At 50.8% G+C, this 18,282-nt stretch carries 15 protein-coding genes and 3 tRNA genes; 10 read left to right on the top strand and 8 right to left on the bottom strand.

Going from position 1 to position 18,282, the window contains the following annotated elements; all coding sequences use genetic code 11:
• Positions 1–9 precede the first annotated feature (9 nt).
• Positions 10–1,071 carry a protein-glutamate methylesterase/protein-glutamine glutaminase gene (locus B5D23_RS11080; protein ID WP_078685583.1) on the bottom strand — a complete coding sequence of 354 codons (1,062 nt, stop codon included), beginning with the start codon at positions 1,069–1,071 and terminating at the stop codon, positions 10–12.
• 342 nt (positions 1,072–1,413) lie between these two features.
• On the opposite strand from B5D23_RS11080, the gene B5D23_RS11075 reads away from it, so the two are divergent.
• The 3 genes from B5D23_RS11075 to B5D23_RS11055 all read left to right on the top strand — a co-directional run bounded on the left by B5D23_RS11075 (position 1,414) and on the right by B5D23_RS11055 (position 6,467).
• A tRNA-Pro gene (locus B5D23_RS11075) sits at positions 1,414–1,490 on the top strand.
• 507 nt (positions 1,491–1,997) lie between these two features.
• Positions 1,998–3,179 (top strand): formate-dependent phosphoribosylglycinamide formyltransferase, encoded by a 1,182-nt coding sequence (gene purT, locus B5D23_RS11070; protein ID WP_078685506.1) that lies wholly within the window; start codon positions 1,998–2,000, stop codon positions 3,177–3,179.
• Between the two features lie 1,728 nt (positions 3,180–4,907).
• Positions 4,908–6,467, top strand: coding sequence for a phosphoethanolamine transferase (locus B5D23_RS11055; protein WP_078685503.1), 1,560 nt, complete (start codon positions 4,908–4,910; stop codon positions 6,465–6,467).
• A 72-nt stretch (positions 6,468–6,539) separates the two neighbouring features.
• On the opposite strand, the gene B5D23_RS11050 is transcribed toward B5D23_RS11055, so the two are convergent.
• The 5 genes from B5D23_RS11050 to B5D23_RS11030 all read right to left on the bottom strand — a co-directional run bounded on the left by B5D23_RS11050 (position 6,540) and on the right by B5D23_RS11030 (position 10,599).
• A complete protein-coding gene (locus tag B5D23_RS11050; RefSeq protein WP_078685502.1) occupies positions 6,540–7,934 on the bottom strand; it encodes an MBL fold metallo-hydrolase in 1,395 nt (464 codons plus the stop codon).
• A gap of 153 nt (positions 7,935–8,087) precedes the next feature.
• The gene (locus B5D23_RS11045) at positions 8,088–8,414 is read right to left on the bottom strand and encodes a hypothetical protein (protein ID WP_078685501.1); all 327 of its coding nucleotides are present in this window, start codon (positions 8,412–8,414) and stop codon (positions 8,088–8,090) included.
• A gap of 106 nt (positions 8,415–8,520) precedes the next feature.
• On the bottom strand, positions 8,521–9,480 hold the full coding sequence (locus B5D23_RS11040) for a CobD/CbiB family cobalamin biosynthesis protein (RefSeq protein WP_078685500.1): 960 nt from the start codon (positions 9,478–9,480) through the stop codon (positions 8,521–8,523).
• Positions 9,481–9,514: 34 nt separating this feature from the next.
• Entirely contained in the window at positions 9,515–10,003 is a 489-nt protein-coding gene (locus tag B5D23_RS11035; protein WP_078685499.1) for a tRNA (cytidine(34)-2'-O)-methyltransferase, read from the bottom strand.
• A 44-nt stretch (positions 10,004–10,047) separates the two neighbouring features.
• Positions 10,048–10,599, bottom strand: a complete 552-nt coding sequence (locus tag B5D23_RS11030) for a GNAT family N-acetyltransferase (RefSeq protein ID WP_078685498.1) — start codon at positions 10,597–10,599, stop codon at positions 10,048–10,050.
• Between the two features lie 189 nt (positions 10,600–10,788).
• Between B5D23_RS11030 and B5D23_RS11025 the strand changes: the two genes are divergently transcribed.
• The 3 genes from B5D23_RS11025 (at position 10,789) to B5D23_RS11015 (ending at position 12,330) form a co-directional block, all read left to right on the top strand.
• The gene (locus tag B5D23_RS11025; protein WP_078685497.1) at positions 10,789–11,088 is read left to right on the top strand and encodes an ArsR/SmtB family transcription factor; all 300 of its coding nucleotides are present in this window, start codon (positions 10,789–10,791) and stop codon (positions 11,086–11,088) included.
• Between the two features lie 91 nt (positions 11,089–11,179).
• Entirely contained in the window at positions 11,180–11,578 is a 399-nt protein-coding gene (locus B5D23_RS11020; RefSeq protein ID WP_078685496.1) for a rhodanese-like domain-containing protein, read from the top strand.
• 8 nt (positions 11,579–11,586) lie between these two features.
• The gene (locus tag B5D23_RS11015; protein WP_078685495.1) at positions 11,587–12,330 is read left to right on the top strand and encodes a sulfite exporter TauE/SafE family protein; all 744 of its coding nucleotides are present in this window, start codon (positions 11,587–11,589) and stop codon (positions 12,328–12,330) included.
• A gap of 496 nt (positions 12,331–12,826) precedes the next feature.
• Here B5D23_RS11015 and B5D23_RS11010 read toward each other — a convergent pair.
• Positions 12,827–12,903 (bottom strand) — tRNA-Val (locus B5D23_RS11010).
• Between the two features lie 93 nt (positions 12,904–12,996).
• Positions 12,997–13,073, bottom strand: a tRNA-Val gene (locus B5D23_RS11005).
• A 267-nt stretch (positions 13,074–13,340) separates the two neighbouring features.
• Here B5D23_RS11005 and rfbB point away from each other — a divergent pair.
• The 4 genes from rfbB (at position 13,341) to dnaK (ending at position 18,145) form a co-directional block, all read left to right on the top strand.
• The gene (gene rfbB, locus B5D23_RS11000; protein ID WP_078685494.1) at positions 13,341–14,366 is read left to right on the top strand and encodes a dTDP-glucose 4,6-dehydratase; all 1,026 of its coding nucleotides are present in this window, start codon (positions 13,341–13,343) and stop codon (positions 14,364–14,366) included.
• Positions 14,363–15,247 (top strand): dTDP-4-dehydrorhamnose reductase, encoded by an 885-nt coding sequence (gene rfbD / locus B5D23_RS10995; protein ID WP_078685493.1) that lies wholly within the window; start codon positions 14,363–14,365, stop codon positions 15,245–15,247. The genes rfbB and rfbD overlap by 4 nt, the downstream gene beginning before the upstream one ends.
• A gap of 252 nt (positions 15,248–15,499) precedes the next feature.
• Positions 15,500–16,090: a nucleotide exchange factor GrpE gene (gene grpE, locus B5D23_RS10990; RefSeq protein WP_233812605.1), complete on the top strand. Its 591-nt coding sequence runs from the start codon at positions 15,500–15,502 to the stop codon at positions 16,088–16,090.
• 147 nt (positions 16,091–16,237) lie between these two features.
• Entirely contained in the window at positions 16,238–18,145 is a 1,908-nt protein-coding gene (gene dnaK, locus B5D23_RS10985; protein WP_078685492.1) for a molecular chaperone DnaK, read from the top strand.
• Positions 18,146–18,282 lie beyond the last annotated feature (137 nt).

The raw sequence follows: 18,282 nt of genomic DNA, 5'->3' as shown, positions 1-18,282 counted from the left end.
ATGGTGCTGTTACCTGTAGATATTCTCTACGATTGCGTCTGCCATATCTTCAATATCTACAATCTCGTCAGCAAGCCCGGCATCAACAACAGCCTTTGGCATTCCATACACAACGCACGAAGAATCATTTTGGGCCAGGACTCGCCCACCCCGCTGCTTAACGACTCGAATTCCATCACGGCCGTCGTTACCCATCCCCGTCAGGATAACGCCAAGGGCGCGACGTCCCACGCCTTCTGCAACCGAAGTCATCAACTCGTTTGCGGAAGGTTTATAGAGCGCTGAGCTTGGTCGTTCCGAAACTTCAATATCGATTCTGCTCACTTTTTGGACAATTCTCAGGTGCTTTCCGCCCTGTGCGACATACACGTGCCCCGGAGCAAAGCGTTCGCCATGCTCTGCTTCTTTGACGGGAAGTGGGCAAACGCCGTTAAGACGCTTGGCAAAGGGTCCAGTAAAAGCTGCAGGCATATGCTGCGCAATGAGAATACCCGCGGGGAAATCCGCAGGGAGTCGCGACAGGAGCTTTTGAACAGCTGGCGGTCCGCCAGTCGAAACGCCAATAGCGACAACGTCACGCCGGGGTGCTCCCGAAGGGCGAGGTCGAGCGGCCCGTCTGGAACGGGTGGGAGTGTTTCCCGGACGCGCAGCGCGTCGTGCAACCGGGGCACGAAAGCGTCTTCGGGCAACAGTTTTCACTTTTCGACGCAGATCCTCTTCGATTTTAATAATATCGAGAGAGACTCTGGAAAGCTGTTTCGGGATAAAATCCACTGCCCCAAGCTCCATAGCTTTGAGTGTTGCCTCAGCGCCTTCTGTTGTCAGCGAGCTGACCATCAACACAGGCCGAGGCATCTCCATCATAATGTGTCTCAGAGCGGTCAGCCCATCCATGCGCGGCATTTCGATGTCGAGAGTGACGACATCGGGCTGGTGCAGGCGTACTTTTTCAACGCCCTCCCGTCCGTCGCGGGCAGTTGCGACAACACGAATTTCTGGATCTTTATCCAGCATGGTTTGGATGGCTTTTCTCATGAAAGCAGAATCATCCACAACGACAACCCGAACCACAGCCATAACTCCTTGTTCAGCGAGGCAAGTCAGCAAACAGATTCAGCACCCGGAGTCTCGCGAAGCGTTTGCGAGAAAGTTGTTACAAATTCAAGAGCTAGATGTAAGCGGGGGTGCTAGGTCGAGGTGTAAAAAAAATATCTGGCAAGGACAACTGGGAATTTGATAATGATATTTCGTTATCCAACGAAAAATCTCTTTTTCTGAATCGGCAGGAATTCGAAAAGGAACAGGGGTGACCTAGTGAAAAGCTCAAGTTTTTGGAAAAAAGCACTTTTTTCAAGAAAAATGAAAAAAGTACTTGCCAAAGCGGGGCTGAACACATAAATGTCTTTTCCGCAACGGGATGTGGCTCAGTTTGGTAGAGCGCTGCGTTCGGGACGCAGAGACCGCGTGTTCAAATCACGCCATCCCGACCAAACGAATTCAAGGGTTTACGTGTAAAAACGTAAACCCTTTTTTTGTTGCGGGACCCAAAAACGGGACCCAGCACCCTACCTTTTCTGCGACTTTTTCGTCCCCAAGCCTCTTCCTTTCTTTTCGCTACCAACACCTCACTCCTCATTTCTGGCATTCCCTACATAATGCTCCCACCGGGAATATCTTCGACAGGCCGTACACTCCCACTTTTTTACACCAGCTCGCCGTGCTCCTCCGCCACGCAGACAAAAAAGAGATGTATTTCTTTTTCTATATAGTTGCGTGCGCAATATACATTCACAAAGCCAATTGACACAACACTGCCCCCCCCTGCAAGAGACGCCTCCCCCTTAAACTCTCAGCACTCCCCCCACAAAATCGCAAAAAAAACAAAGGCGTTTGAAGCCGCAAAAATCCAAAAGGGAAATCCTTTCAATTTGGAAGGAAGTTTGGCATAGAGGGTTCCTGCCTAAAGCATGACGTAAATTTATTTAAAGGGATTGAGTATGGCACTATTAGGAACAGCCAAAACTGCATCAGCAAAAAAAATGATGCTTCTTGGTGGCGGAGAACTTGGTAAGGAAGTTGTGATTGAAGCGCAGCGTCTTGGCGTTGAGGTTATTGTAGTTGATCGCTACGAAGACACCCCGGCCATGCAGGTTGCACACCGTTCCTATACCATGTCCATGTTAGATGGTGAGGCACTTCGAAAGGTTATTACAGAAGAAAAGCCGGACTATATTGTCCCCGAGATCGAGGCGATTGCGACGTCTACTTTGGTCGAGCTTGAAAAAGAGGGATTCAATATTGTCCCTACGGCCAATGCGACAAAGTTGACAATGGATCGTGAAGGTGTCCGACGGCTTGCTGCTGAGGAAGTGGGCCTAACCACATCAAAATACTGTTTCGCCGACACAGAAGAAGAGTACCGAGCCGCAGTGGTCGAAATTGGTATTCCCTGTGTAATCAAACCTGTCATGAGCTCTTCCGGAAAAGGGCAATCTATTGTGAAGAGTGAGGCTGATATCCAAAAGGCCTGGGAATATTCTCAGTCCGGAGGCCGCACTGGTGAAGGGCGTATCATTATCGAAAAATTTGTGCCTTTTGATTATGAAATTACCCTGCTGACAGTACGTCACATTGATGGAACAAGCTTTTGTGCGCCGATTGGCCACCGGCAGGAAAATGGGGATTACCGCGAGTCCTGGCAGCCGCAACCCATGAGCGAAAAGGCCCTCGCAAAAGCACAGGAGTATGCGCGCAAGATCACAGACGCCCTCGGTGGGCGTGGCATTTTCGGCGTTGAACTTTTTGTGAAAGATGATGACATTATTTTTAGCGAAGTGTCCCCTCGCCCTCACGACACGGGACTCGTGACTCTCATCTCTCAGGATTTAAGTGAATTTGCCTTGCATGTGCGCGCTATTTTGGGCTTGCCCATTCCAGGTATTCGCCAGTACGGAGCCGCCGCATCAAGTGTTATCTTGTCCAATGGCACATCAGACAAGCCAGCCTTTGATGGCGTTGACCTTGCGCTCCGCGAGGCAGATACAAAGGTTTTGATTTTCGGAAAAGGCGAATGCGCGGGAGTGCGCCGTCTTGGTGTCGCTCTGGCCCTTGCTGACGATATTCAGGATGCTGTAGAAAAAGCAAAGAAGACGTCTGCTGCCATAAAAGTTATGTATTAAAAATATGCTGGGCAGCCCGCATGACATCAGCAGGCTTTGCGAAAAGTATACGCACCCATCTTTTCCCAGCCGTTGAATTCGTGGCCGAGCTTCTCACCAGCTCATAACTCCAGCAGATGTGTTCCAGATTTCTTCCTTGCCAAGGAGTTCGGAATACAACGCCATGAGGCCCTTCACACCGGCAGGCAGAGAACACATCCTCAAGGAACGCTATCCCAACAAGCGGTTCAAGGGTTTACGTGTAAAAGCGTAAACCCTTTTTTATCGCGGTCAGCAAGTCTCTTTTTTCTAAAAAATATTCCGTTCTTCCTTTTTTTCGCATATAGGTGCAATCCTTCCTTCAAACTCCTACGTTGCAATCACCCTTCAATATTTATAAAAAGATGCTTAAAATTCTAAAAACGGAGCCTAAATGACACTCACGCTTAAAATTATTTGTTTATTCGCTCTTATTTTTTATCTATTTTTCTCTAGCTATAAAATTTTCGAATTGCTTAAAAGAAAAAGTCAAGGAATAGGAATTAATACTTACAAACTCCTCTGCTTCTCTTGTCTAATTCCAGTCCTTGGAATTTTGTATATAGTTCAAGACCCGCAAAACTCACATATTTTCACCATTTTTGGCGTCATTGCGGGGTATGCTTTGGGTAATAAGTAATCTCTCAAGTTTAAAAGTTAAAGCAACCTCTGGGCAACACAAGGCAGTCCTCTCACAGAAAAGGAACTGCCTTTATCTTACTCTTTGGTGCCACCTGCGAAATGCCCGCACCATATCTTGGTAAAAAGACCTGATCAGCGCCCTAGCCCAACCCAAGCCCCTCATCCTTTTGTGTTGGATTTGCAGTTTCTACATCCCTACCGCTTTACTTGTAATATTCCTCTATCACTTCCTCAAAAGCTTTTCGATCAATGCCCCCCTTCGCCCAATCTCCTACGCACAGGCCTAAAAAGGAGACTCTGCCACTTCCAGACAAAATATCGGCAAAATTCGACTTAACTATCTCATATTGCTATGTCTTTCTAATTACACCAACAGACATTGCGAGGTCGACATGAACACGGAGTTTCCCGACAGCCCACGGAATCAGGCTATTGCATGCGCGAGGCACATCTCTCTCAGAGTTCTCCAGCTTTCACTCCTCATTCCTCTTATATCTCTAGGAAATAGCTTCGCCTTTGGACTTGCGCCAAACAAGGCTACACCTCTTTTCTGGTTCGGCAATTTCCCCATCAGTCTCGAAAGCCTCCCTCATCTCGTCATAAGCGCACTCCTTATCGTGTACTTCATTCATGGACACAGAGTACTTCACAACACGGACCCCAGCCTCAAGGTCTTTGTCATGGTATTCCCCGACACTTCAAAAGGGTTCCCCAGAATTCCATCCTCAGGCATCCTTTCTTTAATCGCATTCGCAGGCGTCTACTGCTTAGCAGATTTCCTCTTTACTCTCGCTGAATCCTTCCCCTTTAGGAGAAGTATCTTCTTTGATTTCGACTTTCCTTTCATGCTCATTCTCATCCTGCTTCTCGATTACATTCAGCTCCAAAGAGTAAAACCAGAAAGCACGCCCCAGTAAACGCTGAGGCGTGCTTTTGTATTCTTTCTGCCCTGTAGTATGTAAAATACTGCCATCCCATAGGCATAATTCTCAAATTTTCTCGGCGACGTACTCTGAGCTTTCTTTTTGACTTCAGGCAGGATATAGCCCCTAGCTACTCGAGTTAATTATGAAATATATTTACATTGCATGCATATCAGCGGCCACGATTTTCCTTTACAATCCAGACAAAATTCCTTCAAGCACAACGCCCTGGTGGGTTGGACTGTATATTTTTCTTCTCTTTAACTTTATTTTTTCCCTTCTGGCACTAAGCAAAAGAGCAAAGACACCGCTTCTTACATGTCTTTTTCTTTTATCCGCAGTAACGGGATACTACACTTCAAGCTTCCAGCTTAAAATAACACCAGACATCATTGGTGCCTGTCTGGAAACGTCATTTTTTGAAGCCAAAGAATTCTTGGAACCAAGGCTTCTCCTCTGGCTCCTCATGGCTGGAGCCATGACCTTTCTCACGTCCCGTGCCCTCTCAGGCATGCGCGTCACAAAAAGATATCTGGGATTCTTTGGGATACTCTGTGCGCTTCTTATAGGAGCATACCAGAATCTCAACAGCTCATACTTCAAAGAGCATTATGACAATGAACGGCTCTTGACCCACTTTGAAAATATCATACCTTTCAATAGTGTTAACGCCTTCTTTGGGTATATCAAAAATGCCTCAGCCATTGATGAGCTAGGAAAAATCGAAAACACAGCACAACTGGAAGCGCACCGCACCAAGCAGGTTCCACTTGATGTCATCTTTGTCCTTGGAGAATCAGCCCGTGCGGACCATTTTGGACTGAATGGCTATCATCGGAACACGACCCCAAAACTTTCTCTAGAAAAAAATGCTGTGAGCTTCAAAGATGTCACTTCTTTTGCTGCAAACACCCGCCGCTCTGTTCCAATTATGATCACAGAAGCGGATTCCGCACAGCCAGAAGTCACCAGCTCGTCTTTCCTTAGCATTTTTCAAAAACTTGGTTTCGAAACATTCTGGTTTTCCCTTAACGACAAATTTGACAGGCACAGCAATCCAATCACCCGAACGCTTGTTGGCGTAGACAACCTCTATTTCCGTTCATTCTTCAATGTTGAATACAAAACAGCTCAGGATCACATGATGCTCCCTGCGCTAAAAAAAGTTTTGCAAGACACGCCCAACAAAAGCCACTTCGTAGTATTGCATACACGAGGAAGTCACTGGGCATACAAGAATCGCTACGCGCAGAAATTCAGGAAGTGGACACCAGACACGTCATCCACCTCGGACATACAGGGGCTCATAAACAGCTATGACAACAGCATCCTGATGACTGACGATCTGCTCTACAGAACAATTGAGCTTGTGCGCAACAAAAATGCGCTTGTGCTCTACTGCTCCGACCACGGAGAATCCCTTGGAGAAGACGGCGTCTTTAACCACGGCAACCCTGATCGTACTGAGCAACGAAAAGTGCCTCTCATCGTCTGGTTTTCAAAAAAATATGCCCAAAACTCTCCACAGCACGTTGCGAACCTCTGGGCAAACAAAGACCTTCCAATTTCTCACGACTACATTTTTCATTCTCTCCTTGCACTGGCGTCCATTGAGTATCAGCGCCAGCGCCCCGAACTTGATTTGAGTTCCTCAACCATGCTCGTCGGGCATGGTTCCCTTAACAAAACACTCGCACATCGCTAAAAAACATGCACGCCCCAGTAAACGCTGAGGCGTGCTTTTGTATTCTTTCTGCCCTGCTAAGTTCAGAGCAATTTATTCCACATCTTTCATGACGCTATTCCCGGCACGCTGCCATGCGACAAGGCCGCCAGCAAGAGAGGAGACTTTAGGAAATCCAGCATGCTGCAAATGGCTTGCGGCGATATTTGAACGGTAACCAGAGCCGCAAAGCACGAGTGCAGGTTCGTCTGCTTTCAGTCCCGGCACGCCCTCCGCAAGCAGGTCAGTCAATGCGACATGCGTTGAACCGGGAATGTATCCCTGTTTCCACTCTGCATCAGTTCGCACATCAATAATCTGCGGCAATCCACCACCAACCAGCTCTTCTGCCAGCTCCCTGGATGAATACTGTGGCAGGCGCTCCACTGGCCGCCCGCTCATTACCCAGCCGCTCATACCGCCAGCAAGCCAGCCATAAATTCGGTCGTAGCCAATGCGATGCAAAATCGTCTGCATTTCAGCATAGCGCTCTGGCCCATCCACCACGAGAATAATATCCGCATCAGGCTCCACCACCATGCCGACCCAGTTGGCCATGGCAGGCTCAAAGCCAATGTTAATGCTTCCCGGAATATGTGTTCCACCAAATGACGCCGCACCACGGGTGTCAATAACAACCGCCCCCCGTTCCATCGCCGCCTCAAACTGGTCAGGGTTCAGAGCCAAATCCATAGGACAGCGCTCAAGCAAAGGCGCGCCGTGCATGTTCGACTGGATAATGTGAGTAAAGCTCTTCGGTCGCACCGGGAAGGTCTGCGTCATCGCCGCATGAAAATCTTCAAAATTTGAAAACTGAAGCATGGGATTTGCTGCCCGCTCATAGCCAAGCGTGGAATTTCCTTTGCTACTCATCCCCTTGCCGCACAGTGAGCCTTGGCCATGTGCAGGAAAAACTTCCAGATGATCCGGCAACTGCCCAAACTTCACGTAGAGGCTTTGCCACTGATTGCGTACCTGCTGATCAATCACATCAGGTCCAACAAGGTCAGGACGCCCAATGTCTCCCACAAAAAGCACGTCACCAGTCAAAATAAGCCACGGCTCTTCGGAACGCATCAAGTCAGAAACCAGCACAGACAGTGAATTGGGCGTATGCCCGGGGGTCTCCAGAATATCCATACGTGCCGCACCTATTTCCAGTCGATCACCTTCTTTCAGCGGCTCAAACGGAAAGCTCACCGGAGAATCCTTTTCCATGTATATCGTCGCGCCTGTACGCGATTTCAGCTCCTGATTTCCGCTCACATGGTCAGCATGGACATGCGTTTCAATAATGTGCGTAATCTTCATGCCTTCCCGCCGTGAAATATCCAGATAATCCTGAATATCCCGCTTGGGATCAACAACAGCCATTGCGCCGGCCGCAGGGCATCCAATCACATACGAAAAACAGCCCATGCCCGGAACAACAATCTGTTTAAAGTACATAAGCACAGCTCCTTGCAATGCAGTTGTTAGCGATATTACTGCGTTTACAAATAGCACAGCACACAGACATGAACCAAGACCTATCTTGTTCCAAGGGCACAAAAAAAGCGCAGAAACATATGTTTCTGCGCTAAAGATGTATGCGGAAAATGCTTAATGCACACACGTAGGGAAAATCACCCCAAACATGTTTTGATAATAGGCATTCACCTTCTTTGCCAAGGCCAGCCGTTCCTGCGTGGCCTCAGTTTCCGAGTCAAAAAACGCAGCCAGATCACGCGGCACGCCATCCCCACGATCGCCTTCTGGCTGTGAAAGATAAACTCGAAAATAATACTGCTCAGGCTCATAGGGAGCGTCTGGATCGGAGTAGGTTTTCTCAATCCACCCAATAGCCTTAATCTGTGCAAGAGGAACCAAAAAGCCCTCAATACATACGAGATAATCCATTCCAGGACAGTCTGTAATTCCTGTTTCCATGAACCTTCTCCAGTCCTTGAGTTCCAGAGGTGCTTTGTGTTTGTCTCCTGCCAAGCATTCCCCAGTCAAAGAGACCTACCTGCAATCCCCTGAAAGCGCAAGAAATCTAGCACACAGCAAAGCGAATCACAGCGGCCAAAATGCCACAAAAAGCAGCCCCAACAAGCCCTCCTACAGGAATAAGCCGCATGAGCCGCCGCAATGCTGCATCAGTCCACGGTTCCCCCGCAGGACCAAGCACGGGTTTTTCCTTCACTTTCCCAAAATACACAGCTCGGCCACCCATTGCCGCGCCAGCAAGCCATGCCGCCGTTGCCATTGGCCAGCCTGCATTCGGACTCGCGCTTTTGCCTGCGTCAATTGATGCATGCCCAAAGGCTTCGCCTGCCGTCTCATAGCGCAAAAGCTTTGCACCACACAGCAGCCCCAGCGCACACAAACGCGCCGGAATCCACGCAAGTACATCATCCATTCGGGCCGCAACCTTGCCAAACTTTTCATACTGTGGCGTGCGGTACCCCCACATGGAATCCAGCGTGCTCACGGCCTTGTACGCCCACAGCAATGCAGGTCCACCAAGCATCAGATAGAAAAATGGAGCGACAAAACCATCGTTGAGATTTTCACTCAGCGTCTCGGCAAGCCCGGCACGAACGTCTTCCTCGCTCATCTGTTCAGTCTCACGACTCACGAGATAGGAAAGAGCAAAACGCGCATCTTCCAGCTCCCCAGCATCCAGCAGCGCGAGCACATGACGGCCTTCACGCATAAGCTGACCAAGAGCCAAACCTGCAAAGGAAAAATACAACGCCAGAATCAGCCCAACATAGGGAATCGCCGTGAGGCCAGCCACGACAAGCCACGCCGTTCCAGCCATCAGCACAACGCCAAGAGCACCCTTGGCGAGCAAAAATTTCTGCCCAGCAAAGCGTCGGGCACAATATTCTATGCGACCGGCATACCAGCCAAGTGCACAAACAGGATGCGGCCAGCCATGCGGATCACCAACAAACCAGTCCACAAGGACTGCGCACAGCGGCACAGCCCAGTACATCACAGATTCCATTCCCCGCTCCTTCGCGTCCTAAAAAATCATGCGCCTATGACATCGCAAGATCGTGCGCCACACCCGGTTCAATGTCTGGGAAAATATCTGCCTGACGCATTGCTTCGTACAAAATAATACCTGTCGAAGTCGACAGGTTCAGACTACGCACATGTCCCCAGATGGGCAGATTAATGCAATGCCCCACGCTCGCAATCACCTGCTCGGGCAGGCCACGCGTTTCTGGCCCCATCAAAATAATGTCGTCAGCTTCAAAACCAAAACGGTCATAGCGGCTGCCCTGCTTGGAGCTGGTCGCAACAATACGGCGATCTCCAGCATGCTCCAGAAAATGCTCCCAGTTCGGATGCACAGTCACGTCAACATAAGGCCAGTAGTCCAGCCCTGCACGCTTGAGATATTTATTTTCCAGACTGAAACCCAAAGGCTCCACAAGATGCAACGGAGTCTTGGTCGCAGCGCAAAGCCGCGCAATATTCCCCGTATTCGGCGGAATCTCCGGTTCGTACAGTACAATTTCCATTTTAACCTCCAAGCCGTTTCGGCTCAGGGGGCTGTACTGCCTATTCAGGTCTGGAGCAAGCGCGAGTTCATGTCTGCAAAGTTCTGCAAGGCCACAGGCCGTGGCTCTTCATCCAGAACTGGCCGTACTTTTTCATGCGACGGCTGCATCTGCATGGCTTTGAGTTGAGGCAATCGTGCCCAGCCGCTTCCATCCCGGTACACGGTCAGCTCAAAGCCCAGTCGCTCATAAAACGCATTGCGCAATTCCGTGTTCTGGCGCGAAATAAGATGCAGCGAGCGCACCCGCTCTGCTCCCAGCCCGGCATCCAGAGCCTGCCCGGCAAGCCAGCGTAAAAGGTAGGAACCTACGCCTCTTCCCCGTAAAGGTTCCGGGACGAAAAGCTCACGTCCAAAAGCCAGCTGCCGCTCACCACAGTGCAGCTCAAAGCCCTTGCACGGGAAGTCAAAGCACGAAAATATTCCCTGATCTTCACGCACGCCAAACACAGGGTTCAGACTAAACGACGCCCCGCTCACTCCCTTCTTGGCCAAGAGCCAGCGTCCACAGTCATCTCCCTGTTCCGAAAGAGTCAGTACCTGCCATGAATAGTCCATCTGTCACCTCTCTGACATGAGCTATCATCTCCCAGGCTTTGAATCCAGCTTCTGACACGGCTTTCCTGTTTTTTGCACGCAAAAACTTCGCCTCACGCCCCGACTGTGCTATTTCTCCCAAAAGAAGGCTTGACCACCCCACACATTTGGCGTTATCGCCAAACGTATCTCCTTTAGGGAAGCTCAGTTATGAATAATATTTTTCTTCTGCCACACTCGAAATATGAGGAACTCGCCAAAGTCTACAAGGCTATGGCGCACCCCACCCGACTGCTCATCATCGACGCACTCTCACACGGTGAGCGTTGCGTTGGCGAACTTCAGGAAATGGTCGGAAACGACATGTCCACGGTGTCCAAGCATCTCGCCATCCTCAAGCAGGCTGGACTCATCCGTGACGAACGCAGAGGGAAATATATTTTCTACACGCTGGTCTGTCCCTGCATTGTGGACACATTCCACTGCATTGGAAACAAGCTCCAGGAATAAGGGGCTTTTTTTCATACCCTGTATTTGGCCGAATAGCCAAACAGCTATTTACCCATTCACTCTCAAGCTGATTTTATTCAAGGATTTCAAAATGACGACGGCAAAAACAGAGACTTTTGAGGCTATTCTTTCGGAAATGGATCTGAGCTTTTTAGGTTCCGGCCAGCACTCCATCAGCGCGGCGCAGGCTGCTCCACTCTACGGCACCGACAAGGCCCGCTTCATTGACGTTCGTACTCCCGAAGAAATTTCCTATCTTCCTCTTCCCTTTGCCACCAACATTCCCCTCAACACTCTGTCTGAGCATCTTGACGAAATTTCCGATGACACGCTGAACATAGTCTTTTGCACGTCTATTTTCCGTGGTGCGGTTGCGTACGCCTATCTGCGCTACAAGGGCTACGAAAACGTGAAGTGTCTGACTTCCCCGCTTGAAAATTTTCTGGCCATACTCAAACCCGGTACGATTCTTAAAAAAGTTCAAGGCTAGGTTCCCATATGGAAATTTTACTCATTTCCGCAATCGCGTTTGTTCTCAGCTTTATCTTTGCCCTTGGCGGTATTGGGTCAGCGCTCGTACTCGTTCCGGTCCTTCACTGGCTGGGCGTCCCCTTTGCCGAGGCGCGGCCAACCAGCCTCTTCGTCAACACCCTGAGCCTCATCGGTGCATCCGTCTCCAACCTGCGCTCAGGGCGGCTCGACCTTCGGCTCGGAAGCCCCATCATCATTGGCTCAATCGCAATGGCCCCCATTGCAGCCTATGCCTCAACATTCATCGATGAGTCAGCTCTCAAGCTCTGCTTCATCGCCTTCCTCTTTATGTCGAGCAGCATGATGCTCAAGCCCAAGCGCAAAACAGACCGGGAAATCTATCGCGAAAAAGCCCCTGCCCTGACGCTCTTTCTCATTGGCGCCCTCGCAGGAGGAAGCTCCGGCCTCCTCGGTGTCGGTGGCGGCGGTGTGGTGGCTCCCCTCATGGTGCTCCTTGGCTTCAACCCCAAGCGCATCGCCATGATTACTGCCCTCGTCGTCCCCTTCTCCTCCTTCACCGGATTTCTCGCCTACTGGGCAATGGGAAATATTCACATCCCACTCGTCCTTTGCGTCGGCGTCGCTGCCGCCCTCGGCGGGTATCTCGGAACAAACTACATGCAGAAGCACCTCGCCCCCGGCACCGTCAAAAAATTCCTCGGAGCTGTCATTATGCTCATCGGTGTCAAACTCCTTTGGCAGCTTTTCTAACTTATAAATAAGGACTGGAGGGACAGATGAAGCGGGTGATTTGGATGGGTGGGTATATAATTGGGGGCCAGCCCCCAAACCCCCGCGTAAGGGAATGATTCCCTTACGTATCCTCATCGAGTTTAAAAGCCGTGGAAGCTTTGCTTCCTCGGCTTTTAAACTTGTTGGGGCTAGCGTCGAGAGCTTCTTTCTCTTTCCCGTGCGTTGCCTCCATTTTCTTTTTGAACGCTCGCGTTCAAAAAGAAAGGGGTGGAGCGCAAAGAAAAAGAACACACGCTGAGTTAATTAGGCCGAAAAAAAGGGGCCGGATGAAGGGGAAAGCCAAAGGCTTTCACTCATCCGGCCCCTTTTATTTCGGGCGAAATCGGGATTCCCAAGGGCCTCGTCCTTGGGCGGGGTCAAGGGGCAGCGCCCCTTGCAGAGCACGAGACAGAGTCTCGTAACTCCTCCAAATAAAAAAAGCCCCAGAATAAATTCTGGAGCTTGATGTATCATATGGTGGGCGATACTGGATTTGAACCAGTGACTTCCACCGTGTGAAGATGGCACTCTGACCAACTGAGTTAATCGCCCATAGACTCAAACGCGTTGAGGCTTTGATATATGCACGCAAGTGCGCAGACTGTCAAGGACTTTGGGTTCCTGTTCAGTTCTGTGTGTTGAAAATGGTGGGCGATACTGGATTTGAACCAGTGACTTCCACCGTGTGAAGATGGCACTCTGACCAACTGAGTTAATCGCCCATTTTCAAAACACACCGCGCAGGTGCTGCGGGAAGAAGTCATTATCTCCCATCCCTTCCCGGGTCAACTCTTTTTTTGAACTTTACGAATTTTCATACTTTTTTACATAACGCAGAGGCTTTGCCAGCAGCCAAATTTACGATAGGCTACTGTGTACTTCGTGACACAGGGACAAGGGGCGCCTCTTTTTTATGATACTGCGCTTCCACGTACCAGAAAAATACCCCTGGTACAGTCCTCTTCGAACACGTCAAACAAGGGAAACGTATGAAGTTACTCGTTACTGGTGGTTGCGGATTTATCGGCACCAACTTTGTTTACCACATGCTTGAGACCTATCCGGACGTAGAGATTGTCAACCTCGACAAGCTGACCTACGCCGGAAACCGCAACAACATTGCTCCGCTGGAGTCCTCTCCGCTGGGCAAGCGGCATAGCTTTGTGCGGGCCGACATTGCCGACAAGGACAGCGTTCGCGCCATTCTTGCCGAGCACAGGCCTGATGCTGTGCTGAACTTTGCAGCAGAGTCGCATGTGGACCGCTCCATCCATGACCCCTCACCTTTCATTGTGACCAATGTTCTGGGCACCCAGAACATCCTGTCAGCCTCAATGGAAGCGGGGATCGAACGCTTTGTGCAAATCTCTACGGACGAAGTCTACGGCACGCTTGCTACGGATGACCCGGCCTTTTCCGAAGAGAATCCGCTGGAACCCAATAGTCCTTACTCCGCGTCCAAAGCCTCCGCGGACCTGATTGTTCGTTCCTTCTGGAAGACCTATGGCTACCCGGTTGTCATCACCCGTTGCTCCAACAACTATGGTCCGTGGCAGTTCCCGGAAAAGCTTATCCCGCTGATGATCAAGCTCGCAGAAGAAGATAAGCCCCTCCCGATTTACGGAGATGGCATGCAGGTCCGCGACTGGATTTTTGTCACTGACCACTGCCACGGTGTTGACCTTGCACTCCGCAAAGGCACTCCTGGCTCAGTGTACAACTTTGGTGGTAACGCAGAAAAAGCCAATATTGACGTCGTCAAATCCATTCTGTCCGCAATGGGCAAGGGTGAAGACCTGATTTCCTACGTCAAGGACCGCCCCGGCCATGATCGCCGCTACGCAATGGATTACAGCCTCGCAGAAAAAGAACTTGGCTTTAGCCCCAAATATACCTTTGAGCGTGGCCTTGCCGAAACCCTGCGCTGGTACGAAGAGCATAAAGACTGGCGGAATGCCATTGAAAGTGGCGAATACCGCAGCTTTATGTCTGACTGGTATGGAGAACGAAAATGAGTGAAGAAGCGTCACAAAAGGCGCTCGTGCTTGGCGGCCAGTCCGGCCTTTTAGGCATGTCTCTCGCTGAGGCATTCGCCCATGATGGCTGGGAAGTTTCCGTGACGCCCCGCCCTGAGCACTGGGCATACGATGTCGAAAGCCTGCGCGAATTTTTCCAAAAAGAGTCTCCTGACCTCGTGCTGAACACCTGGGCGTACACCCAGGTTGATCTTGCCGAGGATGAACCAGAGGAAGCCCGCCGGGTCAACAAAATCCTGCCGGGAATAATCGGAAAAGCGCTCAAGGGGCTGGACATTCCTCTTGTTCACTACTCAACAGATTTTGTTTTTGATGGCAAAAAAGGAACGCCTTACCTTGAGGATGACAAGGCAGACGCAGAGTCTGTGTATGGCAAGACAAAGCGTGATGGCGAAAAAGCTTTGCTCGATCTTGGGCTGGACAAGCTGTTCATCATTCGAACTGCATGGCTCTTTGGTCCCAAAAAGAAAAATTTTGTAAAAACCATGCTGACGCTGTGCAAGGACCGCGAAAATATTGGCGTGGTGCACGATCAGGTTGGCTCCCCAACCTACACCCCTGACCTTGCACAATATTCACTGGCTCTTATCAAAACAGGCCAGTATGGGCTGTATCACCTTGCCAACTCCGGCCGCGCGAGCTGGTGCGAACTGGCAAGCGAAGCTGTCCGGGCTGCAGGATACTCCTGCACAGTCAATCCAATACCCTCGGAAGACTACCCGCAAAAGGCACAGCGCCCAGCGTTCTCTGTTTTGGACACGTCCCGCTTTACGCAGGCAACAGGCATAACACCGCGCCCCTGGCTTCAGGCCGTGCAGGAGTATGTCTACTCTGAAACAGCAGAGAACCTCAGCCAGTAACAGACACAAACGGTCCGGCATACTCCATGACTGGACCGGCTTGAACGACGTATCGCAGGCAGGCCACCCAAAACGCTTACCCAAACTGTGGGCGTCAGTGGTTGCCTGCATTTTCTTTGTTCAAGCATCTTGCTCAAAACATACAAAAAGATTCCACCAAAAAAACGTCTGGCGGTTGACTTCATGGTTTGAGTGCTTACTGATTTCCAGAGCAATCGCTTAGAATCGCCATCTGGCGTCCCGGAGACCGATATGACAGAGAAAATGAACGAAGAGCCTGAAAATACAATGAATGCAGAAACAGAAGAGCAGACCGTGCAGGAAGAGACCGCAGAAGCACAGGATCTGACCCTGACCGAAGAGGAGCTGAAAAAGCTCTGCAAAGAACAGGTCTGCCCCGAGTGTCCCGAAAAGAAAGAACTCGAAGACGAGCGCCTGCACCTCTTGGCCGACATGGAAAACACCCGCAAGCGCCTTGAGCGCGACAAGGAAGAATTCCGTCGCTTTGCCGCAGAAAAAGTGCTTGCAGACCTGCTTCCCATTCTGGACAACCTTGACCTTGCTCTCCAGCATGCCCCGCAGGACGATGCGTCCAAGAACTTCGTCATTGGCGTGGACATGACCCGCAAAATTTTCCTTGATACTCTTGCCAAGCACAACCTTGAAGCGGTTGGCACCCGTGGCGAAGAGTTCTCTCCCGAAATCCATGAAGCAGTTGGTCAGGAAGAATGTGACGACATGGAACCGAACCACGTCGTGACCCTGATGAAGAAGGGCTACCGTCTGAACGGTCGTCTGCTTCGCCCTGCAATGGTGACGGTCAGCAAGGCCCCCGAAAAATAGCTGCACAAAAAAAATGATGAAAAATTTGCATCCCCCCTCTTTACAGCTGGAATTTGCGAATTATTTTCATCGGCACAAACGGAAATGACATCTCTCTAAACACAGAGACTCAAAATATATTTCTCATGAAGAGGAGGATTTTTAATCATGGGTAAGATCATCGGCATCGACCTCGGCACAACCAACTCCTGTGTCTACGTCATGGAAGGTAAGGACCCCAAGTGTGTCACCAACCCTGAGGGTGGCCGCACCACTCCGTCCATCGTGGCTTTCACTGAAAAAGAACGCCTCGTGGGTGAACTTGCAAAGCGTCAGGCAGTGACCAACGCTGACAAGACCGTTTTCGCTGTAAAGCGTCTCATGGGCCGCAAGTTCCAGGACCCGGCAATTCAGAAGTGGGTTTCTTCCTGCCCTTACACCATCGCAGGCCATTCCAACGGTGATGCCTATGTTGAGATCGACGGCAAGCAGTACAGCCCGGCTGAGCTTTCCGCCAACATCCTCCAGAAGCTGAAGTCCGACGCAGAGACCTACCTCGGCGAGACCGTGACCGAAGCCGTTATTACTGTTCCTGCATACTTCAATGACTCCCAGCGTCAGGCCACCAAAGACGCCGGCCGCATTGCTGGTCTTGAAGTAAAGCGTATCATCAACGAGCCTACCGCTGCTTCTCTGGCATACGGTTTCGACAAGAAGGCAAACGAAAAAATCGCTGTCTTCGACCTTGGTGGTGGTACTTTTGATATTTCCATTCTGGAAGTTGGCGACAACGTTGTTGAAGTCCGTGCCACCAACGGTGACACCTTCCTCGGCGGCGAAGACTTTGACCACCGTGTCATCAACTACCTCGTTGAAGAATTCAAGCGTGAGAACGGCATCGACCTTTCTCAGGACCGCATGGCCCTGCAGCGCCTGAAAGAAGCAGCAGAAAAGGCAAAGAAGGAACTGTCCTCCTCTGTCGAGACCGAAGTCAATCTGCCCTTCATCACCGCAGACGCAACTGGTCCCAAGCACCTCATGGTCAAGATCTCCCGCGCCAAGCTCGAAAAGCTGGTCGAAGATCTGGTCGAGCGTACCGCTGGTCCCTGCCAGAAAGCACTTAAGGACGCAGGCCTTTCTGCTTCCGACATCGACGAAGTTATCCTCGTTGGTGGTATGACCCGTATGCCTCTGGTACAGAAAAAGGTTTCCGAATTCTTCGGCAAAGAGCCTAACCGTAGCGTGAACCCCGATGAAGTTGTCGCAATGGGCGCATCCATTCAGGGTGGCATCCTCGCTGGCGACGTTAAGGACGTTCTGCTCCTCGACGTCACTCCCCTTTCTCTCGGCATCGAGACCATGGGCGGCGTGTGCACCAAGCTGATCGAGCGCAACACCACCATTCCGACCAAGAAGAGCCAGGTCTTCACCACTGCTGCAGACAACCAGCCCTCCGTGTCCATCCACGTACTCCAGGGTGAACGTCCAATGGCAGCAGACAACAAGACTCTCGGCCGCTTTGAGCTTTCCGGTATCCCGGCTGCTCCCCGTGGCGTTCCGCAGGTTGAGGTGTCCTTTGACATCGACGCCAACGGTATTGTTAATGTTTCCGCAAAGGATCTCGGCACTGGCAAAGAGCAGTCCATCCGCATCACTGCTTCCAGCGGCCTTTCTGAGGACGAAATCGAAAACCTCGTGAAAGAAGCTGAAGCACACGCAGAAGAAGACAAAGCCAAGCAGAAGCTGATCGAGACCCGCAATCAGGCTGATACCCTGATTTACACCACCGAAAAGTCCATCCGCGACCTTGGTGACAAGCTTGACGCTGAGACCAAGACCGACATCGAAGCCAAGATCGAGACCCTGAAGAAGGCTCTTGAGGGCGAAGATGCCGCAGCTATCGAAGCCGCTACCAATGAGCTTGCTCAGGCATCTCACAAGCTGGCCGAAAAGCTGTACGCAGAACAGGGTGCCAATGCTGAAGGCGCACAGGGTCAGCCCGGTGCACAGCAGCCTCAGGGCGGCGCTCAGAAGGATGATGACGACGTCGTCGACGCTGACTACAAAGAAGTCTAAATCCTCAGGGAAGAACGGGCTGTACGCCGTGCACCCGCTTGCCTTCCCCCCCTGAACGGGTATACTCTGGCCTGTCTGCTATTTTTGCAGGCAGGCCATTTTATTATGCCGCAGATTTTTGCGGTGTCACCCCGTAA

This window comes from Desulfobaculum bizertense DSM 18034 (assembly GCF_900167065.1).
GTDB classification, from domain to species: domain Bacteria; phylum Desulfobacterota; class Desulfovibrionia; order Desulfovibrionales; family Desulfovibrionaceae; genus Desulfobaculum; species Desulfobaculum bizertense.
The sequence above is the reverse complement of the archived record's forward strand: the minus strand, read 5'-3'. Positions and strand labels throughout refer to the sequence as shown.

Bases quoted from the DNA above. Each gene is read 5' to 3' on its own strand.
- purT (WP_078685506.1), top strand. From the start codon at position 1,998: ATGGCACTATTAGGAACAGCCAAAACTGCATCAGCAAAAAAAATGATG.
- B5D23_RS11055 (WP_078685503.1), top strand. From the start codon at position 4,908: ATGAAATATATTTACATTGCATGCATATCAGCGGCCACGATTTTCCTT.
- B5D23_RS11050 (WP_078685502.1), bottom strand. From the start codon at position 7,934: ATGTACTTTAAACAGATTGTTGTTCCGGGCATGGGCTGTTTTTCGTAT.
- B5D23_RS11045 (WP_078685501.1), bottom strand. From the start codon at position 8,414: ATGGAAACAGGAATTACAGACTGTCCTGGAATGGATTATCTCGTATGT.
- B5D23_RS11040 (WP_078685500.1), bottom strand. From the start codon at position 9,480: ATGGAATCTGTGATGTACTGGGCTGTGCCGCTGTGCGCAGTCCTTGTG.
- B5D23_RS11035 (WP_078685499.1), bottom strand. From the start codon at position 10,003: ATGGAAATTGTACTGTACGAACCGGAGATTCCGCCGAATACGGGGAAT.
- B5D23_RS11030 (WP_078685498.1), bottom strand. From the start codon at position 10,599: ATGGACTATTCATGGCAGGTACTGACTCTTTCGGAACAGGGAGATGAC.
- B5D23_RS11025 (WP_078685497.1), top strand. From the start codon at position 10,789: ATGAATAATATTTTTCTTCTGCCACACTCGAAATATGAGGAACTCGCC.
- B5D23_RS11020 (WP_078685496.1), top strand. From the start codon at position 11,180: ATGACGACGGCAAAAACAGAGACTTTTGAGGCTATTCTTTCGGAAATG.
- B5D23_RS11015 (WP_078685495.1), top strand. From the start codon at position 11,587: ATGGAAATTTTACTCATTTCCGCAATCGCGTTTGTTCTCAGCTTTATC.
- rfbB (WP_078685494.1), top strand. From the start codon at position 13,341: ATGAAGTTACTCGTTACTGGTGGTTGCGGATTTATCGGCACCAACTTT.
- rfbD (WP_078685493.1), top strand. From the start codon at position 14,363: ATGAGTGAAGAAGCGTCACAAAAGGCGCTCGTGCTTGGCGGCCAGTCC.
- grpE (WP_233812605.1), top strand. From the start codon at position 15,500: ATGACAGAGAAAATGAACGAAGAGCCTGAAAATACAATGAATGCAGAA.
- dnaK (WP_078685492.1), top strand. From the start codon at position 16,238: ATGGGTAAGATCATCGGCATCGACCTCGGCACAACCAACTCCTGTGTC.